The sequence below is a fragment of the Candidatus Megaera venefica genome (assembly GCF_034554655.1).
Lineage (GTDB): Bacteria > Pseudomonadota > Alphaproteobacteria > Rickettsiales > Rickettsiaceae > Megaera_A > Megaera_A venefica.
Genome location: NZ_JARJFB010000002.1, coordinates 1 through 15,991, shown reverse-complemented (window position 1 = coordinate 15,991; position 15,991 = coordinate 1). Strand labels below are relative to the sequence as shown.

The 15,991-nt window shown below is 36.0% G+C and carries 13 protein-coding genes and 1 tRNA gene; 9 read left to right on the top strand and 5 right to left on the bottom strand.

The window, feature by feature from the left end; genetic code table 11:
- Nucleotides 1-95: 95 nt before the first annotated feature.
- A complete protein-coding gene (locus Megvenef_RS00250; protein WP_322776007.1) occupies nucleotides 96-863 on the top strand; it encodes a hypothetical protein in 768 nt (255 codons plus the stop codon).
- Between the two features lie 855 nt (nucleotides 864-1,718).
- On the opposite strand, the gene Megvenef_RS00245 is transcribed toward Megvenef_RS00250, so the two are convergent.
- The 3 genes from Megvenef_RS00245 to Megvenef_RS00235 form a co-directional block, all read right to left on the bottom strand.
- Nucleotides 1,719-2,909 (bottom strand): hypothetical protein, encoded by a 1,191-nt coding sequence (locus Megvenef_RS00245; protein WP_322776006.1) that lies wholly within the window; start codon nucleotides 2,907-2,909, stop codon nucleotides 1,719-1,721.
- A gap of 124 nt (nucleotides 2,910-3,033) precedes the next feature.
- The gene (locus Megvenef_RS00240) at nucleotides 3,034-3,450 is read right to left on the bottom strand and encodes a DUF1398 family protein (RefSeq protein ID WP_322776005.1); all 417 of its coding nucleotides are present in this window, start codon (nucleotides 3,448-3,450) and stop codon (nucleotides 3,034-3,036) included.
- Nucleotides 3,451-3,461: 11 nt separating this feature from the next.
- Nucleotides 3,462-3,935 (bottom strand): MarR family winged helix-turn-helix transcriptional regulator, encoded by a 474-nt coding sequence (locus tag Megvenef_RS00235; RefSeq protein ID WP_322776004.1) that lies wholly within the window; start codon nucleotides 3,933-3,935, stop codon nucleotides 3,462-3,464.
- Between the two features lie 180 nt (nucleotides 3,936-4,115).
- Between Megvenef_RS00235 and parE the strand changes: the two genes are divergently transcribed.
- The 5 genes from parE to Megvenef_RS00210 are packed head-to-tail and all read left to right on the top strand — an operon-like array spanning nucleotide 4,116 to nucleotide 9,442.
- Nucleotides 4,116-6,095, top strand: a complete 1,980-nt coding sequence (gene parE, locus Megvenef_RS00230) for a DNA topoisomerase IV subunit B (RefSeq protein WP_322776003.1) — start codon at nucleotides 4,116-4,118, stop codon at nucleotides 6,093-6,095.
- Nucleotides 6,088-7,413 carry a S41 family peptidase gene (locus Megvenef_RS00225; RefSeq protein ID WP_322776002.1) on the top strand — a complete coding sequence of 442 codons (1,326 nt, stop codon included), beginning with the start codon at nucleotides 6,088-6,090 and terminating at the stop codon, nucleotides 7,411-7,413. Before parE ends, Megvenef_RS00225 begins: the two co-directional genes overlap by 8 nt.
- Before the next feature lie 3 nt (nucleotides 7,414-7,416).
- Nucleotides 7,417-8,493: a divergent polysaccharide deacetylase family protein gene (locus Megvenef_RS00220; RefSeq protein WP_322776001.1), complete on the top strand. Its 1,077-nt coding sequence runs from the start codon at nucleotides 7,417-7,419 to the stop codon at nucleotides 8,491-8,493.
- Nucleotides 8,490-9,005 (top strand): RNA pyrophosphohydrolase, encoded by a 516-nt coding sequence (locus Megvenef_RS00215; protein ID WP_322776000.1) that lies wholly within the window; start codon nucleotides 8,490-8,492, stop codon nucleotides 9,003-9,005. The genes Megvenef_RS00220 and Megvenef_RS00215 overlap by 4 nt, the downstream gene beginning before the upstream one ends.
- 8 nt (nucleotides 9,006-9,013) lie before the next feature.
- Nucleotides 9,014-9,442 (top strand): hypothetical protein, encoded by a 429-nt coding sequence (locus Megvenef_RS00210; protein ID WP_322775999.1) that lies wholly within the window; start codon nucleotides 9,014-9,016, stop codon nucleotides 9,440-9,442.
- A 22-nt stretch (nucleotides 9,443-9,464) separates the two neighbouring features.
- Here the strand turns inward: Megvenef_RS00210 and lon are convergent, their stop codons facing one another.
- Nucleotides 9,465-11,792 carry an endopeptidase La gene (gene lon / locus Megvenef_RS00205; RefSeq protein WP_322776026.1) on the bottom strand — a complete coding sequence of 776 codons (2,328 nt, stop codon included), beginning with the start codon at nucleotides 11,790-11,792 and terminating at the stop codon, nucleotides 9,465-9,467.
- A 219-nt stretch (nucleotides 11,793-12,011) separates the two neighbouring features.
- Between lon and Megvenef_RS00200 the strand changes: the two genes are divergently transcribed.
- Nucleotides 12,012-13,007, top strand: coding sequence for a serine/threonine dehydratase (locus tag Megvenef_RS00200; RefSeq protein WP_322775998.1), 996 nt, complete (start codon nucleotides 12,012-12,014; stop codon nucleotides 13,005-13,007).
- Between the two features lie 461 nt (nucleotides 13,008-13,468).
- Here the strand turns inward: Megvenef_RS00200 and Megvenef_RS00195 are convergent, their stop codons facing one another.
- The gene (locus Megvenef_RS00195) at nucleotides 13,469-14,236 is read right to left on the bottom strand and encodes an alpha/beta hydrolase (protein ID WP_322775997.1); all 768 of its coding nucleotides are present in this window, start codon (nucleotides 14,234-14,236) and stop codon (nucleotides 13,469-13,471) included.
- A gap of 25 nt (nucleotides 14,237-14,261) precedes the next feature.
- Between Megvenef_RS00195 and Megvenef_RS00190 the strand changes: the two genes are divergently transcribed.
- Both Megvenef_RS00190 and Megvenef_RS00185 read left to right on the top strand, forming a co-directional pair.
- Nucleotides 14,262-15,410 carry a glycosyltransferase family 4 protein gene (locus Megvenef_RS00190; protein WP_322775996.1) on the top strand — a complete coding sequence of 383 codons (1,149 nt, stop codon included), beginning with the start codon at nucleotides 14,262-14,264 and terminating at the stop codon, nucleotides 15,408-15,410.
- 313 nt (nucleotides 15,411-15,723) lie between these two features.
- Nucleotides 15,724-15,808 (top strand) — tRNA-Leu (locus Megvenef_RS00185).
- Nucleotides 15,809-15,991 lie beyond the last annotated feature (183 nt).

The window sequence follows — 15,991 nt, the reverse complement described above, 5'->3', positions numbered from 1 at the left end:
ATAAATTAGTAATTATGTTAATTTTATTATTGATTACTTATTAAAATTTATTATTATTTGAGTTATAATGATAAATTAAAAGAGGTAAGTTGATTATGAAAAGGCAAATAAAAATAGAGCACGGAAAGCAGCCCGAATTTGTTTTTGGGAATGACAACACCATTTATACCGAGGGAGAACAGCAAATTTCTCTGCAACTGCCCTATGATCTTGTAGAAGTTAAGCACACTAGCGTTAATTTACTACTTAAAACAACTTTGAATACAGAAATACTGCGTCTTACTAAGTGTTTCGATGTAGAACTTAAGAACGAAGGTGTACACGGATTAAATTTGGTTGTAGCGACTAATGATTCTAGAGATTTCCCAACCAAGATTACTTTAACTGGGGGCAAGATTTCCTCCATGACTCTTAAAGCTAATGGCCACACATACTCAATTAATAATCTAAAGATCTTTAGTGAAAAAGCCACGCAGGAAAATCCACAAAAATTTAACACTAATGAGTTTGATACCATAGCGCAGTATATACTAAACAATTATGAAGGTGGAGCAATTAAGCTTTCTAAGGGTTATAACAGCGTTATTAAGGGCTATAAAGGTGAGCTTCAGTTTTTCCAAAAATACAAATTATTGTTGGAAAATACTAAGGTTGTTTCTAGTGTCAAAGGACTTTATGGCGATGTAAGTACTGTAGTTGCAGCATTACCAAAACTAGATATCAGTGAGGATTTCTTAAATAATCGCTGGTGTACAGAAGTTGGCCTTTCCTTATCGGAATATAATAGATTTTTCTCAGAACTTCCTGCTGATGTTGTAAACATAATAGGCAATTTCATTGATCAAATAGAAGAAAATCATTAATCAATTTTACCAAAACAATGTGTAATCTGGCTTGAAGAGGTTTTATTTTGGAAGCAGTTTTGCTGCTTCATCATCTTCCAGCCGTTTATCATCTCTGATAGATTTTGCTCGGAAGGGGGGCAAAAAAGCAGTTTTTTAAATAGGTGCGACCTCTAGCCCAGAAACTCAATTACTACCGACTTTAGTCGGTAGTAATTGAGTTTCTGGGTCTTGCTTTCTTATTGGTAAATGAGACAAGACATATTGATTAAACTGCGGCCTGGTTAATTTGAAGGGCATACCTTTACATTCCAAGGGAAAATAGGTTTTTGTGTAATTTATATAACCTTTTAGGGCTTTGTTAAAGAGTTAGTTGTTTGGGTAACTATTATAGTCTTGAGGTTCTAAGTCAAGTTCTAATAGAGTGGTGAAGTAATGTTGGTACTCAACAAAACTCCGTCATGCTGAACTCGATTCGGTATCTCAGTCAGCGGCGGAATTAGATACCGAATCAGGCCCGGTATGATTAATACTCTCACCGTCTCCTGAACTTGTTTCAGGATCTCCTGTTATTGACTAAGATACCGGATCAAGCCCGGTATGATTAATACTCTCACCGTCTCCTGAACTTGTTTCAGGATCTCCTGTTATTGACTAAGATACCGGATCAAGCCCGGTATGATTAATACTCTCACCGTCTCCTGAACTTGTTTCAGGATCTCCTGTTATTGACTAAGATACCGGATCAAGCCCGGTATGACAGTGTGATGGTGTGTAGATTGTGTAACCTTGTCCGGCAATTAGACTAGTTATTAACAGAAAAAAAGCCAAGACAAAAATCACGGCTTTTTTAATAATCAATAGAATGCCTAAAACTTATCTAGCCAAAGCATCAATCAATTTTTGAGCAGCTTCTGGAATCTTATTAGCAGCTTGGAGCGAAGTGATCGATGCAACCATAATTCTAATAGTTTCAGAATATTGCTGCGCAGTTAGTACATAATCTGTTTTTAGGTATGAATCTGCAGCTTTCTGAGTCACGTTTGTTGTTGCTCTGAGTGCATCAGCTGCTTCAATAACGTTTGCTTTTTGATTTGAAATAGCAGCTTGTTCAGCGCGAACTGAGTTCAAAGCATTGTGGAATACGTCTTGTGCATACAGACGTCCACTTTGAGTAGAAACATCAGTTGTAGCATTGTCATTAATAATGTTATTATATAGTTCATTAACAGGTGCTAATACCGCAAGCATTGCGGTTAAGTTTGCCGCGGTTGCTGTTGTGAAAGTAGCTCCCCCAGCATTTGCTACTAACCAGGCCTTGCAAACTGGAGCTATTTGATCTAGGAATTCTTTCTGCGCTAAAGGTAGGTTAAACACAAGGTTGGCTCCATTTACTGCTACCATTGGGATACCTGATCCTCCTGCCTCGGCGCTTGTACGCCATGCGCCGTAAAAAAGATTGACGTTGCGACTAGCTGCTTGGTTCACTTCATCAATAGTAGTGTAACGGTTAGTAGGGTATAGGCCTGGGCCTAATTTTATTAGCTCATTTAATGCATTTGTAACAGAAGATCTAAATAACTTACCAAGGCTAAAATCATTTACATGGACCCGCAGTTTATCGGCTGCATTTAAACCAACCTGAATTTGCATCTCTTTAACATCGCCTCTAAGTAATCCTTTATTATCAAAATCAGCAGTGTCAACTAAAAGATTAACCTGAGCTCTCTTGTCGTTTAAGTTTTTGTTTAAGACAGTAAGTTTATCGGCAGCTAATGGGTCGGCACTAGCAACTGTTTTTAAACCGCCTTGTAGAGATCTGGCGATTGTTTTTAAATATTCGTCTGTAATTGTCAGTAAGTTAATGCTATATGCAGTATTTTTAGCCACCGCACCAAGAATGATCTGGCCGTCTCTTAATGAGTTTCCAAGGAATGCATCGACAACCTCTACGAATTTATCATTACCAGTTGTTAAGCTTTCGCCAAGGCCAGTTGCTTTATTTCCAGCTGCGTCGACTTCTCTTGAAACTAAGCCTGTTAGGTCGTTTCCCAATGTTAATGGCATCTATATCTCTGTATTAATTAATAGGTGCTTACGATTAAGCAATATTTATGCCATATACTATTGATATAAGTTAAGATAGTGTTAAATTATCTTAACTTAAAGTGAGAAAAAATGTTTTTATATATTATTTTGTGGAGGGAAAGAGCTCGATATGCTGGCTTCCATCTCTTCCAAAATAGATAGCTTTCTTACCGGTTATAAATACCTCATAGTGAGTGCAACCGGCGGCTATTGCCCTATGTAGAAAAGTTTGATAATTGATTTTGTTTTGTTGGCTATCAGTGATAGCTTTTTTTATTTCTTCAGCATTAAATTTTTGAGCTACTTTTGGGGCGTCGAAATCAAAGGGACCTATATAGGTGTGATCGTTACTTCCATAATATAATTTTTTCAGACCAACTAAGTCGATAATATATCGTTCTGTGCCAATTTCAGATAGTTTTTTTACTACTTCGGGAAAAGTTATTTTTCCAGCGAGTGAAAGCAAAGAGTATTCATTAATCATTTTTATATAGTATGTATTAATAATTTTTATATCCATATTTGTTTATTTTATTCTATGCGGTCTTTCCCGCGAGTTAATTGATCCCAACCATTGGTTTCAAGTAATTGTTTAATGGTATCGAGTAACTCCTGACGTTTTTGAGTCGAGAGAATTTGAAAAAAAGATTCATCATTTTTGTCGGCTAATTGTGCCAATTTTGGAACTAAAGCTTTGCCTGTCGAGGTAAGTGATAGTTGTACGGAACGGCGATCCTTATCGATATTGGTCCTACTTACAAGATTTTTTTGTACCAGGCGTTCTATCATGCGCGATAACGAACTATTATCCACCCCGACTAGTCTTGCGGCCTCATTCAAAGAAATATTCTGCTTATCATAAAGAGTACGCAGCACGACCCATTGAGCAACTGATATATCATGCTCGGCTAGCAGTGCTGCAAAGCTATGGTGTATATAATTAGAAAGACAACGCAGCCAATAGCCAAGATGATCTTCTAGATTGCTGGGATAATTATTACTCATGATCATATAATAATTGCATATGCAATTATTGTCAATACAATTATATTATAATTTATACATTGGACTAAATGACTTATAAAAATTAGTCTTATGCTAACTCGTATTCCACTTATCCTTGCTATTTACTCATAAATTGAGTAAGTTCTGTACATTATATAATCATTGAAAATTTAGGTTTAAGTGTCTGATTTATTTGGCTTTAGTGCGAATGCAAAAAATGCTAAGGTTAGTTCCTATACAGCAAATGATATAGAGGTTTTAGAAGGTCTAGAACCTGTTCGTATGCGTCCTGGTATGTATATTGGTGGCACGGATGAAGAGTCAATGCACCACCTGGTATCAGAGGTACTCGACAATTCTATGGATGAGGCTGTAGCTGGGTATGCTTCAAGGATTACTATTGAAATGTTGTCTGATGGCTCAATATCTATTAGTGATAATGGTAGGGGTATTCCAGTAGATAATCATCCTAAATTTCCTAAGAAATCAGCTCTAGAGGTGATACTTACGACCCTTCATTCTGGTGGTAAATTTTCTGATAAGTCCTATCAAACTTCTGGAGGATTACATGGTGTTGGGATATCTGTAGTAAACGCGCTTGCTTCAGCCTTAGATATTGAGGTTTATAGAGACGGAGTAGTATATACGCAAAAATATTCTCGTGGGGTACCGCTTACAAAGCTTGAAAAATCTACCGTTGCTAAGAAGTTAAGGGGCACTAAAATTACGTTTATTCCTGATCCAGAAATTTTTGGTAAATCCTTAAAATTAAAGCCCAAGAAAGTTTATGATTTAGCTAAGTCTAAAGCATACTTGTATAAGGGGGTAGAGATTCATTGGAGTTGTCACCCGGAGCTTATTTTATCAAATGAGGTTCCTCTATCGGATGTGATTCATTTTCCTGGGGGGCTCAGAGATTACCTTGACTCTAAACTCGATAAAAATCACATTATTGGTGAAGAAATATTTTCAGGCAATGCTGAAATTATTGCTGAGAATATCAAGGTGGAATGGGCTGTTTGTTGGTATGAAAGAGATAACTTCATTAAATCATATTGTAACACTATTCCAACTCCATTAGGTGGTACTCATGAACAAGGTGTAAGAGCTGCATTGCTCAGAGGGATAAAAATTTATGGAGAAACGGTAGGGCATAAAAAGGTGTCCCAAGTCTCTCCTGAAGATGTTCTGGAGTCGGCGTGCTTTATGCTTTCGGTTTTTATAAAAGATCCTGTCTTTCAGGGGCAAACAAAAGAAAAGCTGGTTTCTAATGGGATTGCTAAACATATTGAAAATGTATTTAAAGATCATTTTGATCATTGGCTCAGTGGTAATAAAAAGTCATCAGACAAGTTAATTGAGCATTTTATTAATAATGCCGAATATCGTTTAAGTAGAAAAAATGAACGTAGTGTTAGTCGAAAAACTGCTGTACAAAAGCTCCGTTTACCTGGTAAACTCGCAGATTGTAGTAGTACTAATGCTAAAGGTACAGAGCTGTTTTTAGTTGAAGGAGACTCCGCAGGTGGGTCAGCTAAGCAAGCGCGTGATCGTCTTATTCAAGCCGTTCTCCCTTTGCGTGGCAAGATATTGAACGTTGCTAATGCGCCTATACATAAAATTTTAGCTAATCAAGAAATTCAGGATCTAGAAGTTGCTTTAAATTGTGGTTCTATGAGCCACTATAAAGAAGAAGACTTGCGATATGAAAAAATAATAATTATGACTGATGCTGATGTCGATGGTGCGCATATTTGCGCGTTATTGATGACATTTTTCTATTTGCGTATGCGTAAGTTAATTGAAAATGGCCATTTGTATTTGGCGCGTCCACCTTTATATCGTTTAGTAAAAGGTACTAAAACATTTTATGCCGCTAATGATGAGCAAAAAGAAAAGCTAATGAAAGAACTTTCAAAAGATAGGAAAAAAGTAGAACTAGGTAGGTTTAAAGGTCTTGGTGAAATGACGCCGCCGCAGCTCAAAGAGACTACAATGAATCCTAAAACACGTATGCTTTACAAAGTAAGTGTAGATGACTTTGAAAATATAGATACAATAGTTGATAACTTAATGGGCAAAAAGCCAGAAAAGAGGTTTCAATTCATTCAAGAGCAAGCGCTTGCAAAAAATTATAAGGAGATTGAGTTGTATGTTTAAATTTGTTATTACAGTTTTTTTAACATTAATTGCCACAGTATCTTTTGCAGCAGAAGATAAAAAGGTTGAAGTTGATAATCGCCCAGATAGCTATTATTTCAGGCAATTTCAGGATGTGTTTCAAAGAATAGAGAAAGATTATATGCAAGTGCCTAATCGTCAAGAAATGACAGATGAGGCTATAAACGGAATGCTCAGGTCGCTAGATCCATATTCAGGGTATTTTACAGATGATGATCTAGAGTTTTTTATAACTCAAACTGATGGTGAATTCGGAGGGATTGGTGTAGAGATTATTCCTGATAATGGAGCAGTGAAAGTTATTACGCCGATTGATGATTTGCCTGCACATAAGGCTGGCATTAGAGCTGGAGATTATATAATTGGCGTAAATGGTCAACTTGTTTCAAACATTGGCTTTAATAAGGCTGTAAAAGAAATGAGAGGCGAGCCTGGAAGTAAGTTGAACCTTCTTGTTGTAAAAGAAGACGAAAATATTACGAAAGAAATTGAACTTACGCGTGAAATTGTAAAGATAAAGCCAATTAAATTTGATATTGAAGAAGATGATAATGGTGGAGTAGGTTATATCAGGATAGTTGCTTTTAATAATCAAACTACTACTGAACTCAAAAAAGCTGTTGATGAGATTGAAAAAAAGCTCCAAAAAAAGAAGAAAAATTTAAAGGGTATTATCCTTGATGTACGGAGTAATCCAGGTGGGTTGCTTGATCAAGCAGTCGCTGTTTGTGAATATTTCATTGATCATGGAACAATTGTTTCGATTCGAGGGAGGGACAGCGCAAATGACAGCGTTGTTTCTGCTGGAAGGTTTGTTGCTAAAGCTCCGAATGTTCCAACAGTAGTTCTTGTTAATTCTGGTACAGCATCTGCTGCTGAGATTGTGGCTGGAGCTCTGCAGGATCATAAGAGAGCAATTATTGTTGGTACTACCTCGTTTGGTAAAGGTTTAGTGCAAACATTTACTCAGATAAGTAAGAGAGCTGCGGTGAAGTTGACTACGGCTAAATATTTTACCCCAAGTGGTAGGTCAATAAATGGTAAAGGTATTGAGCCAGATTTATATATAGAAAATGCAAAAGTGGAATTTGCTGAAAAAGAAAATAAGGAAAAATCTTTTACTAGTTCATCGGTAAAAAGTTATTTAAAGAAATATAATACAGAAGAAAAATCTGAAGAAAAAAAGTCTGATGATGTGAAAGAGCATTCTATGTCGGATAAGTATAAAGAAGATTATCAGTATGCAAGAGCTTACGACTTGATTAGAGGGTTGAGTGTGAACTATAAAAAAAACTAGAGAATGATAAAAGATCCAAAATTAAAGGCTAAAGTAAAGCTATATCTTTTAGGCAGTAATATAGCTCTTGGTGCTATATTACTTTCTTTAGTAATATATTGGCTTGTGTCTGCAAGACCTAGTCAAATTGCAAGAGCTACGCAGTTTGGTCAATACCGCACTTACTCTATGGCTAGCTTACCTTTTATTACTAATGAAATAGAAGCTGATTATGTTGGTCTGCAAAAACAAGTGGCTGACACTTTAGAAGAAGCAAATGAAGTTGATTTGGAGCTTTTATCAATAGATGTTCCACCAAAGCAAGATAGTTTGATAGAAGAGACAGAGCAAATACTTGCTAAATCTGATGAGTTATTAACTAGTAAGAACACAAATAAAGAGTTGTCGATTAAGAAAAAAAGGGTTTATTCTGGGAAACCAAAAATTTCAATTGTAGTAACTAATTTAGGATTAAATAGACGTTCAACCGAACTCGCGCTAACTTTACCAACACAGTGTGGTCTTGGGTTTTTACCATATACGCAAAGCTTAAAGCCACTATTGAACAAAGCTCAAAATAAAGGACATGAGGTATATTTATACTTACCGCTTCAGACTAGTAAAGCTCTGGACAATCCTGGTAAATATGCTTTGATGAATAATTTAGCTCTAGAAGAGAACGAAGTGCGGTTGAATGTGATATTAAATTCTCAGGCTCGATATGACGGAGTGTATTCTAGTTATAAGGAAGTGTTCACAGATGACATGAATGCATCATCAATGATTTTTGATCAATTAGATGATAAAAATTTGATATTTATTTTAGGTAAGGGCTTAGCTAAAGGGGTACCAGGTCATATTTCTTCACATAATAATGTTATTCCCACTAATATAATAATTGATGAGGAACCTGATAAGGATTCAATTCGAAGCCAACTGGAAGAATTGATTAGAGTTGCAGAAAGTAACGGCATTGCTCTTGGTTATGCTCAAGGATTTACTTTAACAATAGAAATGATTAGGGACTGGATTCCAACGCTTAATAAGAAAGGGGTTCAGTTGGTACCTGTTTCTGAGTTACTCAAGGAGTATAATTTGTGAAGACAGATTCTAATAATAAGCTAGATAATAAAGAATTATTGAACCTGCCTTTTCGCCCGGGTGTTGGTATGATGATAATTGATAAAGAAGACAGAGTTTTTGTTGGCAAGAGAATAGATTCAAAAGCTAATGGTTGGCAAATGCCTCAAGGCGGTATAGATCTTGGCGAGACGCCGAGCAGTGCAGCTATGCGAGAGATGGAAGAAGAAATAGGTTGTGGTGATGGATATATAATTGCTGAAAGCAAGAACTGGTATAGCTATCGTGTTCCAGATTTTCTTATTCCAAGGCTGTGGGATGGTAAGTATTGTGGCCAAAAGCAGAAATGGTTTTTAATTCGGTTTACTGGGAAGGACAGTGATATAGATATTAAAACGCTGCATCCTGAATTTGATCAGTGGAAGTGGGTAAATTTTGATGAACTTCTGACTGATGTAATACCCTTCAAATTAAAACTCTATAAACAAGTTGTACAAGAGTTTCGTCAAATATTATATCAATCTAAAAATTAACAACAAATATGAAAAGCATTTATAAGTTTCCTTTATTAGTAGCAGTGTTGTTTTGTGTGGTTACCCATGCTGTTGCTTCTTCAACGATCCAGGTGGAAGTTAAAGAAGGTTCAGTAAAGTTTAAAGAGCTACTTAGTGCCTCTCCAGAAATAGCTAAAAGTAGCCCCATGAAAGAAGTAAATCCTGATATAGTGGGTAAAATAATTGTGATCAATAATAAAAAATATGAAATTCGCTATTTTAGCTTTGAGGATACATCCAAAAAATTACCCACAAATATCACATTTAAGGATTATATTAAAAAAAATGGACTATTAGAATCTTTTTCTACAAAAACAGAACCATTGCCAGGACTCATATTTGAGAGCTTTGATTTTCGTAAATTTAAACTAAATGATGGAGTTTATTTCAGTATGGCAATTAGGGAATTAGACTAATTGCCTCACTAAAACAATTAAATTATTTTTTAACTTTTCTCACTAAGGCGTGTTCGAGCACTTGATCAATATTGGAAACAGGAATAATTTCTATATTGTCTTTAATATTAGCTGGAATATCTTTTAAGTCTTTTATATTTTCCTCCGGAATAAGAACGGTTTTAATCCCACCTCTGACTGCGGCAAGAAGCTTTTCTTTTAGACCTCCAATAGGCAATACTTTACCACGCAAAGTTATTTCTCCAGTCATTGCCACATTCCTGTTAACAGGATTTTTTGTCATAAGCGATACTAAAGTTGTATAAATTGCAATACCTGCTGACGGCCCATCTTTTGGTGTTGCTCCCTCAGGTACGTGTAGATGTATATCAAATTCTTTGTACTCACTTTCTTTTAAGCCTAGGCTCTTAGCTTTTGAAAGGAAACAGCTATAAGCTGCTTCGGCTGATTCTTTCATTACTTCGCCAAGTTTACCAGTTGATTTAATTCCCCCTTTTCCTTTGAAACAAGCAGCTTCAATACTTAATAAATCGCCTCCAACTTGAGTGTAAGCAAGGCCAGTTGTGGTACCGATTTGATCTTCTGTTTCTGCTAAACCAAAGCGATATTTTTTTACTCCTAAATATTCTTCTAGATCTTTTGGAGTTACCGTTACAGTTTTTAGGTCTTTATCCTTAAGGATCCTAGTTAGCACCTTTCTAGCAATAGCACCAATTTCACGTTCCAGTGACCTTACACCAGATTCTTTAGTGTAATATCTAATCAATTCTAAAATAGTGTCATCTGGTATAATGAGTTCTTCAGGTTTCATGCCATGCAGCTTTAGTTGCTTAGTCACGAGGTGATTTTTTGCTATTTGTAATTTTTCTTCTTCAATATAACCAGCAATATTAATTATTTCCATACGATCAAGTAGGGCGCGTGGTAGGTCATATGAATTTGCCGTTGCAATGAATATAATATTCGATAGATCGTATTCAACCTCTAAATAATGATCAACAAAATGTGAGTTTTGTTCCGGATCAAGCACTTCAAGTAAGGCTGACGCTGGATCGCCTCTAAAATCAGCGCTCATTTTGTCTATTTCATCTAGCAACATAACTGGATTATCAACCTTTGATTTTTTTAGTAAGGTAATAATCTTGCCTGGCATAGAGCCAAGATACGTTTTTCTATGCCCTCTAATCTCTGCCTCATCTCTGACTCCACCTAGAGCAAATTTGGTATATTTTCTATCCATTGCTTCGGCAATAGATTTTACAAGTGAGGTTTTGCCAACACCTGGAGGGCCAATAAGGCACAAAATAGGGCCTCTTATTTTGCGCGATCTTTTTAGGACAGAAAGATATTCTACAATTCGTTCCTTGACTTTTTTTAGCCCATAATGGTCGCGATCAAGGATTTCTTCAGTTTTGTTGATTTTAATAGTACTTTTATCTCTTTTTCCCCATGGTAATGAGAGAAGTGTATCAAGGTAGTTCCTAACAACAGAAGATTCAGCTGATAGCTGATTCATCATCTTAAGCTTTTTCAGTTCGGCTGTTGCTTTTTCCTTTGCTTCAGTTGAAAGCTTTAGTTTTTTGATTTTTTTCTCCAAATCAAAAAAATCAGACTTATCATTGCTGCCATCCATTTCTTGTTGAATAGCTTTCATTTGTTCGTTTAAATAAAACTCTCTTTGAGTTTTTTCAATTTGTTTTTTTACTCTTTGTTGAACTACTTGTTCTGTGTCCATCTGAGCGTTTTCAGCTGTGATAATCTCAAGCAATAGCTCGGCACGTTTTTGAACATCCGTTTGTTCAAGAAGGGCTTGTTTAAGATCAATTTTTGAAGTTAGATGAGAAGCAATAATATTGGTAATATAACTTGGGTTTCTTTGCTCAGTAAGAATATTTAATATTTCCAAATTAATTTTTTTATTGGATCTTGCATATTCCTTGAAAGACTCGATAACAGCTGTAGTAGCATCGTTTAGCACCTCTAGGTTATCTACTTCTTTATCTGGGTTAATGGTATATTCAGATACGAACATATCATCGCCAGTGATGTTTGTAAGCTTTACTCGATTAATTGCCTCTATAAGTATTTTTGCATTATTATTTGGTAATTTTACTGTTTGAATAATTTTAGCTAGTATACCGACCCGAAATAGATCATGTGCGCCAGGCTCTTCAATGTCCTGTTTTTTTTGAGTTGTTAGGAGGATATGTTGCCCATCGTCGATTCTCTTTGCTGCAAGCAGCGCATTAAGAGACTTCTCTCTGCCAATAAATATAGGTGCAATAGTTCCAGGAAATATTATTACATCACGAAGTATTAATAGTGGGAGAGTTTTTTTTTCAAGTGCTATCACTTATGCAAACCTATTATAAATTTTTCTGTATTATGCCGTTAGTTGGCTATATAATGTCTCAGTCTAATGTTTTCAAGAGATATAGTAAATTGATTAGTATTTTGTGCGTAGTTGCTTGTTGTTTATCTATTGTATATAGGTTTCGCACCAGCATGCTTGACTATAATATAAGTAGCGATTTAACATTCTGTAGAAATACAAAATTTTTATAAAAATATGACCGATTCAGCTAAAAACACTCCAGACGTTGCAAAAGCTTACGCCAGGATTAAACCATATATTCATAAAACCCCATTACTTCATTCAAACTTGTTGAATGAAATGTTGGGTAGTAAGATTTATTTTAAAATGGATGCAGTACAAAAAACAGGAGCATTTAAGATTCGTGGAGTACTAAATCATCTTTTGGTACTTAAAGAAAAGGGAAAAATGCCTAAGAAAATCGTTGCTTATAGTACAGGGAATCATGCCCTTGCGATGTCATATGCGGCTAAATTGTTTGGTATTGAAGCAAGAGTGTATTTGCCAGAAAATGTTTCTCCTATAAAAAAGCGTATAGCAAAATATTATGGTGCTGACGTTGTTGAGGTTGCCACAAGGCAAGAAGCTGAAGATGCAGCAGCAGCGGATGGGCAAAATGGCTTTTACTATCTCCACCCTTCGGACGATGATGAAACAATTGCTGGTGCTGGTACTATGTGTTATGAAGCCCTTTTAGAACTTAACCAAACAGGCGAAAAAACGGATGCAATTTTTGGCCCATGCGGTGGAGGAGGTTTACTTTCTGGTAGTTATTTGGCAAAAGAATTATTAAGGCCAGCTGCGCAGTTACATGGTGTTGAGCCGAGAATTGCCAATGATGCGCATCAATCTCTAAACAGTAGTGAGATTTTTCGTTTTACACATTCGCCTGAAACAATTGCGGATGGGCTACGTGCTCTTTCGATATCGTCAAGGACGCTCAAATATCTTAGAAATCTCGATGAATTCCATCTAGTGGACGAAGAGGCTATTCGCTATTGGACCGCATGGTTAATTCAAATGATGAAAATAACATGCGAGCCATCAGCTGCAATAAGTATGGCAGCTGCGCATAGCTGGCTTCAACACCAGCCACAAAATAAGGTTATACTGATTCTAATTACTGGTGGTAATATAGACCCAGAGTTTTATCAAGAGCTTAGCACTTTAGATCTCTTTATATCTGCTTGAGTCATCTTATTTGCAGAAATTTATTTCAGTGTTTTAAGCTTCATCTTCTGGATTATCTCCTTGTAGCTCAATATCATGGGCAATAGCGTTCTGATCACCTAAAACATTTTCAGTTTCTTTTTCTTCAACTAATATTGAATTTTTGTTCTAGTATTGCGTCTATTATGTTTTGTCCAGCTTGCACTTGTACTTGTCATCCTGAATTTATTGGGCTTCGCATGCCTTCGGCCCAGGATCTGATGAAACAGAAGAAGCTCCCGGATCAAGCCCGGGATGACTGGTGTGCGATCATGCTAGGCCAAGAGGCAGGCCGCAAGCTTCAAACAAGTTAAGTATGACGCTGCGTGTGGTAAGCAGCTTTATACAAAACTATATTCTTATCCATAGTTCAGGTTAAATTATTAGGTAGACAACTAAATATTAGTGCTAAGGATAGATTTTTATGTTTAAGAGCAACTTAACTAATTCTTGAAATATGGGTAAATTTCTTCTATTGAGTTACATAGAAGCTGAAGATCAGAAGGCCTTGATAGGCTATGGTTACCATCTTTAATTAATTTTATTACTACATTATTGGATTTGATTTTCTCTGCTCCGCGTGTTGAAATTGTATAAGGTACATCAATATCCTGCATTCCATGAATCAAATGCATTGGGCAAGTAATATCTATATTATTGCGATTGAGTAGTAAATGTTGCCTTGCATCTTCAATTAAGTTAAGGCTAATTGGGTATTTTCGAGAACAATCAGGATTCGCTCCGCCAATTTCACAAGTGCCATCTTTTTTTAGTTTGGCTTTTTGCTCAAGGCCGATACCATTCCATATCAGTTCTTCAGTAAAATCAAAAGCTGCTGATATGGTAATTATACCAGCAACTCTTTGTGGCAATACTATTCCAGCTAAAATAGAGATCCACGCTCCAAGGCTAGAGCCAATCAAAATGACTTGTCCGGTGGTAAGTTGCTCAATTACAAGTAACAATCCTTCAAGCCAGCTGCTGATAGTTTGGTCAATAAATTTTCCAGATGATGCTCCATGCCCATAATTATCGTATCTAATAAAATTATAATCTTTTTTCTTGCAATAGCTTTCAACAAACAAAGCTTTGTCTCCGTTCATGCTGGACATAAGCCCGTGATGAAATATTAAACAAGGGGCTTCCCTTTTGGCGACAAAATGGTTATGATAAGCGATTGTCTTCTCGTTGTTGGAATGTAAAATATTCATCGACACACATGATCATATTACTTATATGGGTATAGAAAAAAAATATCATAAAAAAACTATTTTGCAAGTTGTGCCTGCTTTAATTTCTGGTGGAGTGGAACGTGGGACTCTTGAAATTGCAAAAAAAATTGTTGAATCGGGTAATATTTCAATTGTGATTTCTGCTGGGGGGCCACTTGTTGAAGCTCTAGAACAAGATGGTTCTATTCATATCAAAATGAATGTGGCAAGTAAAAATCCAATTACGATTTGGAATAATGCTGGAAAAATTGCTAACATTATTCGCAATTATAATGTGGACATTGTCCATGCTAGATCACGAGCACCTGCTTGGAGCTGTTATTTTGCAGCAAAAGCTACGGGCATAAAGCTAATAACAACTTTCCACGGCATTTATAACTTCAAAAATAGCATAAAAAAATACTACAACAGCGTTATGACGCAGGGCGTCAAGGTAATCGCTGTATCAAATTTCGTTAAAAACCATATTATTGAAAATTATAAGATAGATAAAAATAAAATTCAGGTTATTTATCGAGGAGTAAATCATGAAGAGTTTACAAAGGAAAAAGTTTCTGATGAACTATTAAAAAAATTTAGAGAAAAATACAATGTGCCAGCAGGCGCTCGAGTATTATTACTTCCTTCTCGAATGACAAGATGGAAGGGGCACCTTATTTTAATAGAAGCACTAGAAAAGATAAAACATTTAAATTTTTATTGTATTATAGCTGGAGACTTAGCAAAACACCCTGGATTTGTAAGTGAAATTCAGGAAAAAATTCAAGAGTATAAAATTCAAAATCGTGCTCAACTATTTGGTAATGAACCAAATATGATGGGTTTGTATGGTATTGCAGATATAGTACTCTCAACCTCTATTGAGCCCGAAGCTTTTGGTAGAACAATAATTGAAGCTCAGTCTATGGAAAAGCTAGTTATAGCAACCAATATTGGTGGTGCTTGTGAAACTATCCAAGATGGCGTAACTGGGTTTCACGTTAAAGCTGGAGATATAGATGACTTGGCCAAAAAAATTGAGTATTGCTTAGGAATAATTGGTTCAGCGGAAGAAAAGAAAATTACTTCTAACGCACGCAAAGCTGTTGCTACTAATTTTTCACTTGACCTGATGCTTAAAAGCACACTTTCTATATATAATGAGATAGATTGAATTCCACATAATTTTTGTTCATAATCCTTCTGCAGCGTTGTATACAATAGTTTTGCCTGGGGCCTTGGATCTTCCAGAAAGTCATACTGAACTCAGATAGGAGCCATGCCTGTACGCCTAGCATCTCTTTTAAGACTCTGTCAGGCTGAACTTAATTCGCATGATCGCATCCCGGTCATCCCGGATCCTGGTGCTTCTTCTGTTTAAGAAACTATAATAAATCTACTATCTCTCATACATAGTTCAGGTTACCTTACCAAATTTATATTATTTGACATAATGTAAATTATTGTGGTAAAAGTTCAGTCTTCGTGCCTCTGTGGTGGAATGGTAGACACGACAGATTCAAAATCTGTTGCTCTTTGGGTGTGCCGGTTCGAGTCCGGCCAGAGGTACCACACATGACTAACTCCAATTTAAATGATCAATTCTTAGCTATTTTACAATGTTGAATGGGTTGAATGCCCTGAAATTCACTAGCCTTAGTTGAAATTGAACTTAACTAGTCTCTCCGTCAAAACTCTAAATTTTTGATATAATTTCAAGAATTTCAAAAATAAATCACCGCACATTCATTTTTT

Bases quoted from the DNA above. Each gene is read 5' to 3' on its own strand.
- Megvenef_RS00250 (WP_322776007.1), top strand. From the start codon at position 96: ATGAAAAGGCAAATAAAAATAGAGCACGGAAAGCAGCCCGAATTTGTT.
- Megvenef_RS00220 (WP_322776001.1), top strand. From the start codon at position 7,417: ATGATAAAAGATCCAAAATTAAAGGCTAAAGTAAAGCTATATCTTTTA.
- Megvenef_RS00240 (WP_322776005.1), bottom strand. From the start codon at position 3,450: ATGGATATAAAAATTATTAATACATACTATATAAAAATGATTAATGAA.
- Megvenef_RS00190 (WP_322775996.1), top strand. From the start codon at position 14,262: ATGGGTATAGAAAAAAAATATCATAAAAAAACTATTTTGCAAGTTGTG.
- Megvenef_RS00200 (WP_322775998.1), top strand. From the start codon at position 12,012: ATGACCGATTCAGCTAAAAACACTCCAGACGTTGCAAAAGCTTACGCC.
- Megvenef_RS00210 (WP_322775999.1), top strand. From the start codon at position 9,014: ATGAAAAGCATTTATAAGTTTCCTTTATTAGTAGCAGTGTTGTTTTGT.
- Megvenef_RS00245 (WP_322776006.1), bottom strand. From the start codon at position 2,909: ATGCCATTAACATTGGGAAACGACCTAACAGGCTTAGTTTCAAGAGAA.
- Megvenef_RS00225 (WP_322776002.1), top strand. From the start codon at position 6,088: ATGTTTAAATTTGTTATTACAGTTTTTTTAACATTAATTGCCACAGTA.
- Megvenef_RS00235 (WP_322776004.1), bottom strand. From the start codon at position 3,935: ATGAGTAATAATTATCCCAGCAATCTAGAAGATCATCTTGGCTATTGG.
- Megvenef_RS00195 (WP_322775997.1), bottom strand. From the start codon at position 14,236: ATGAATATTTTACATTCCAACAACGAGAAGACAATCGCTTATCATAAC.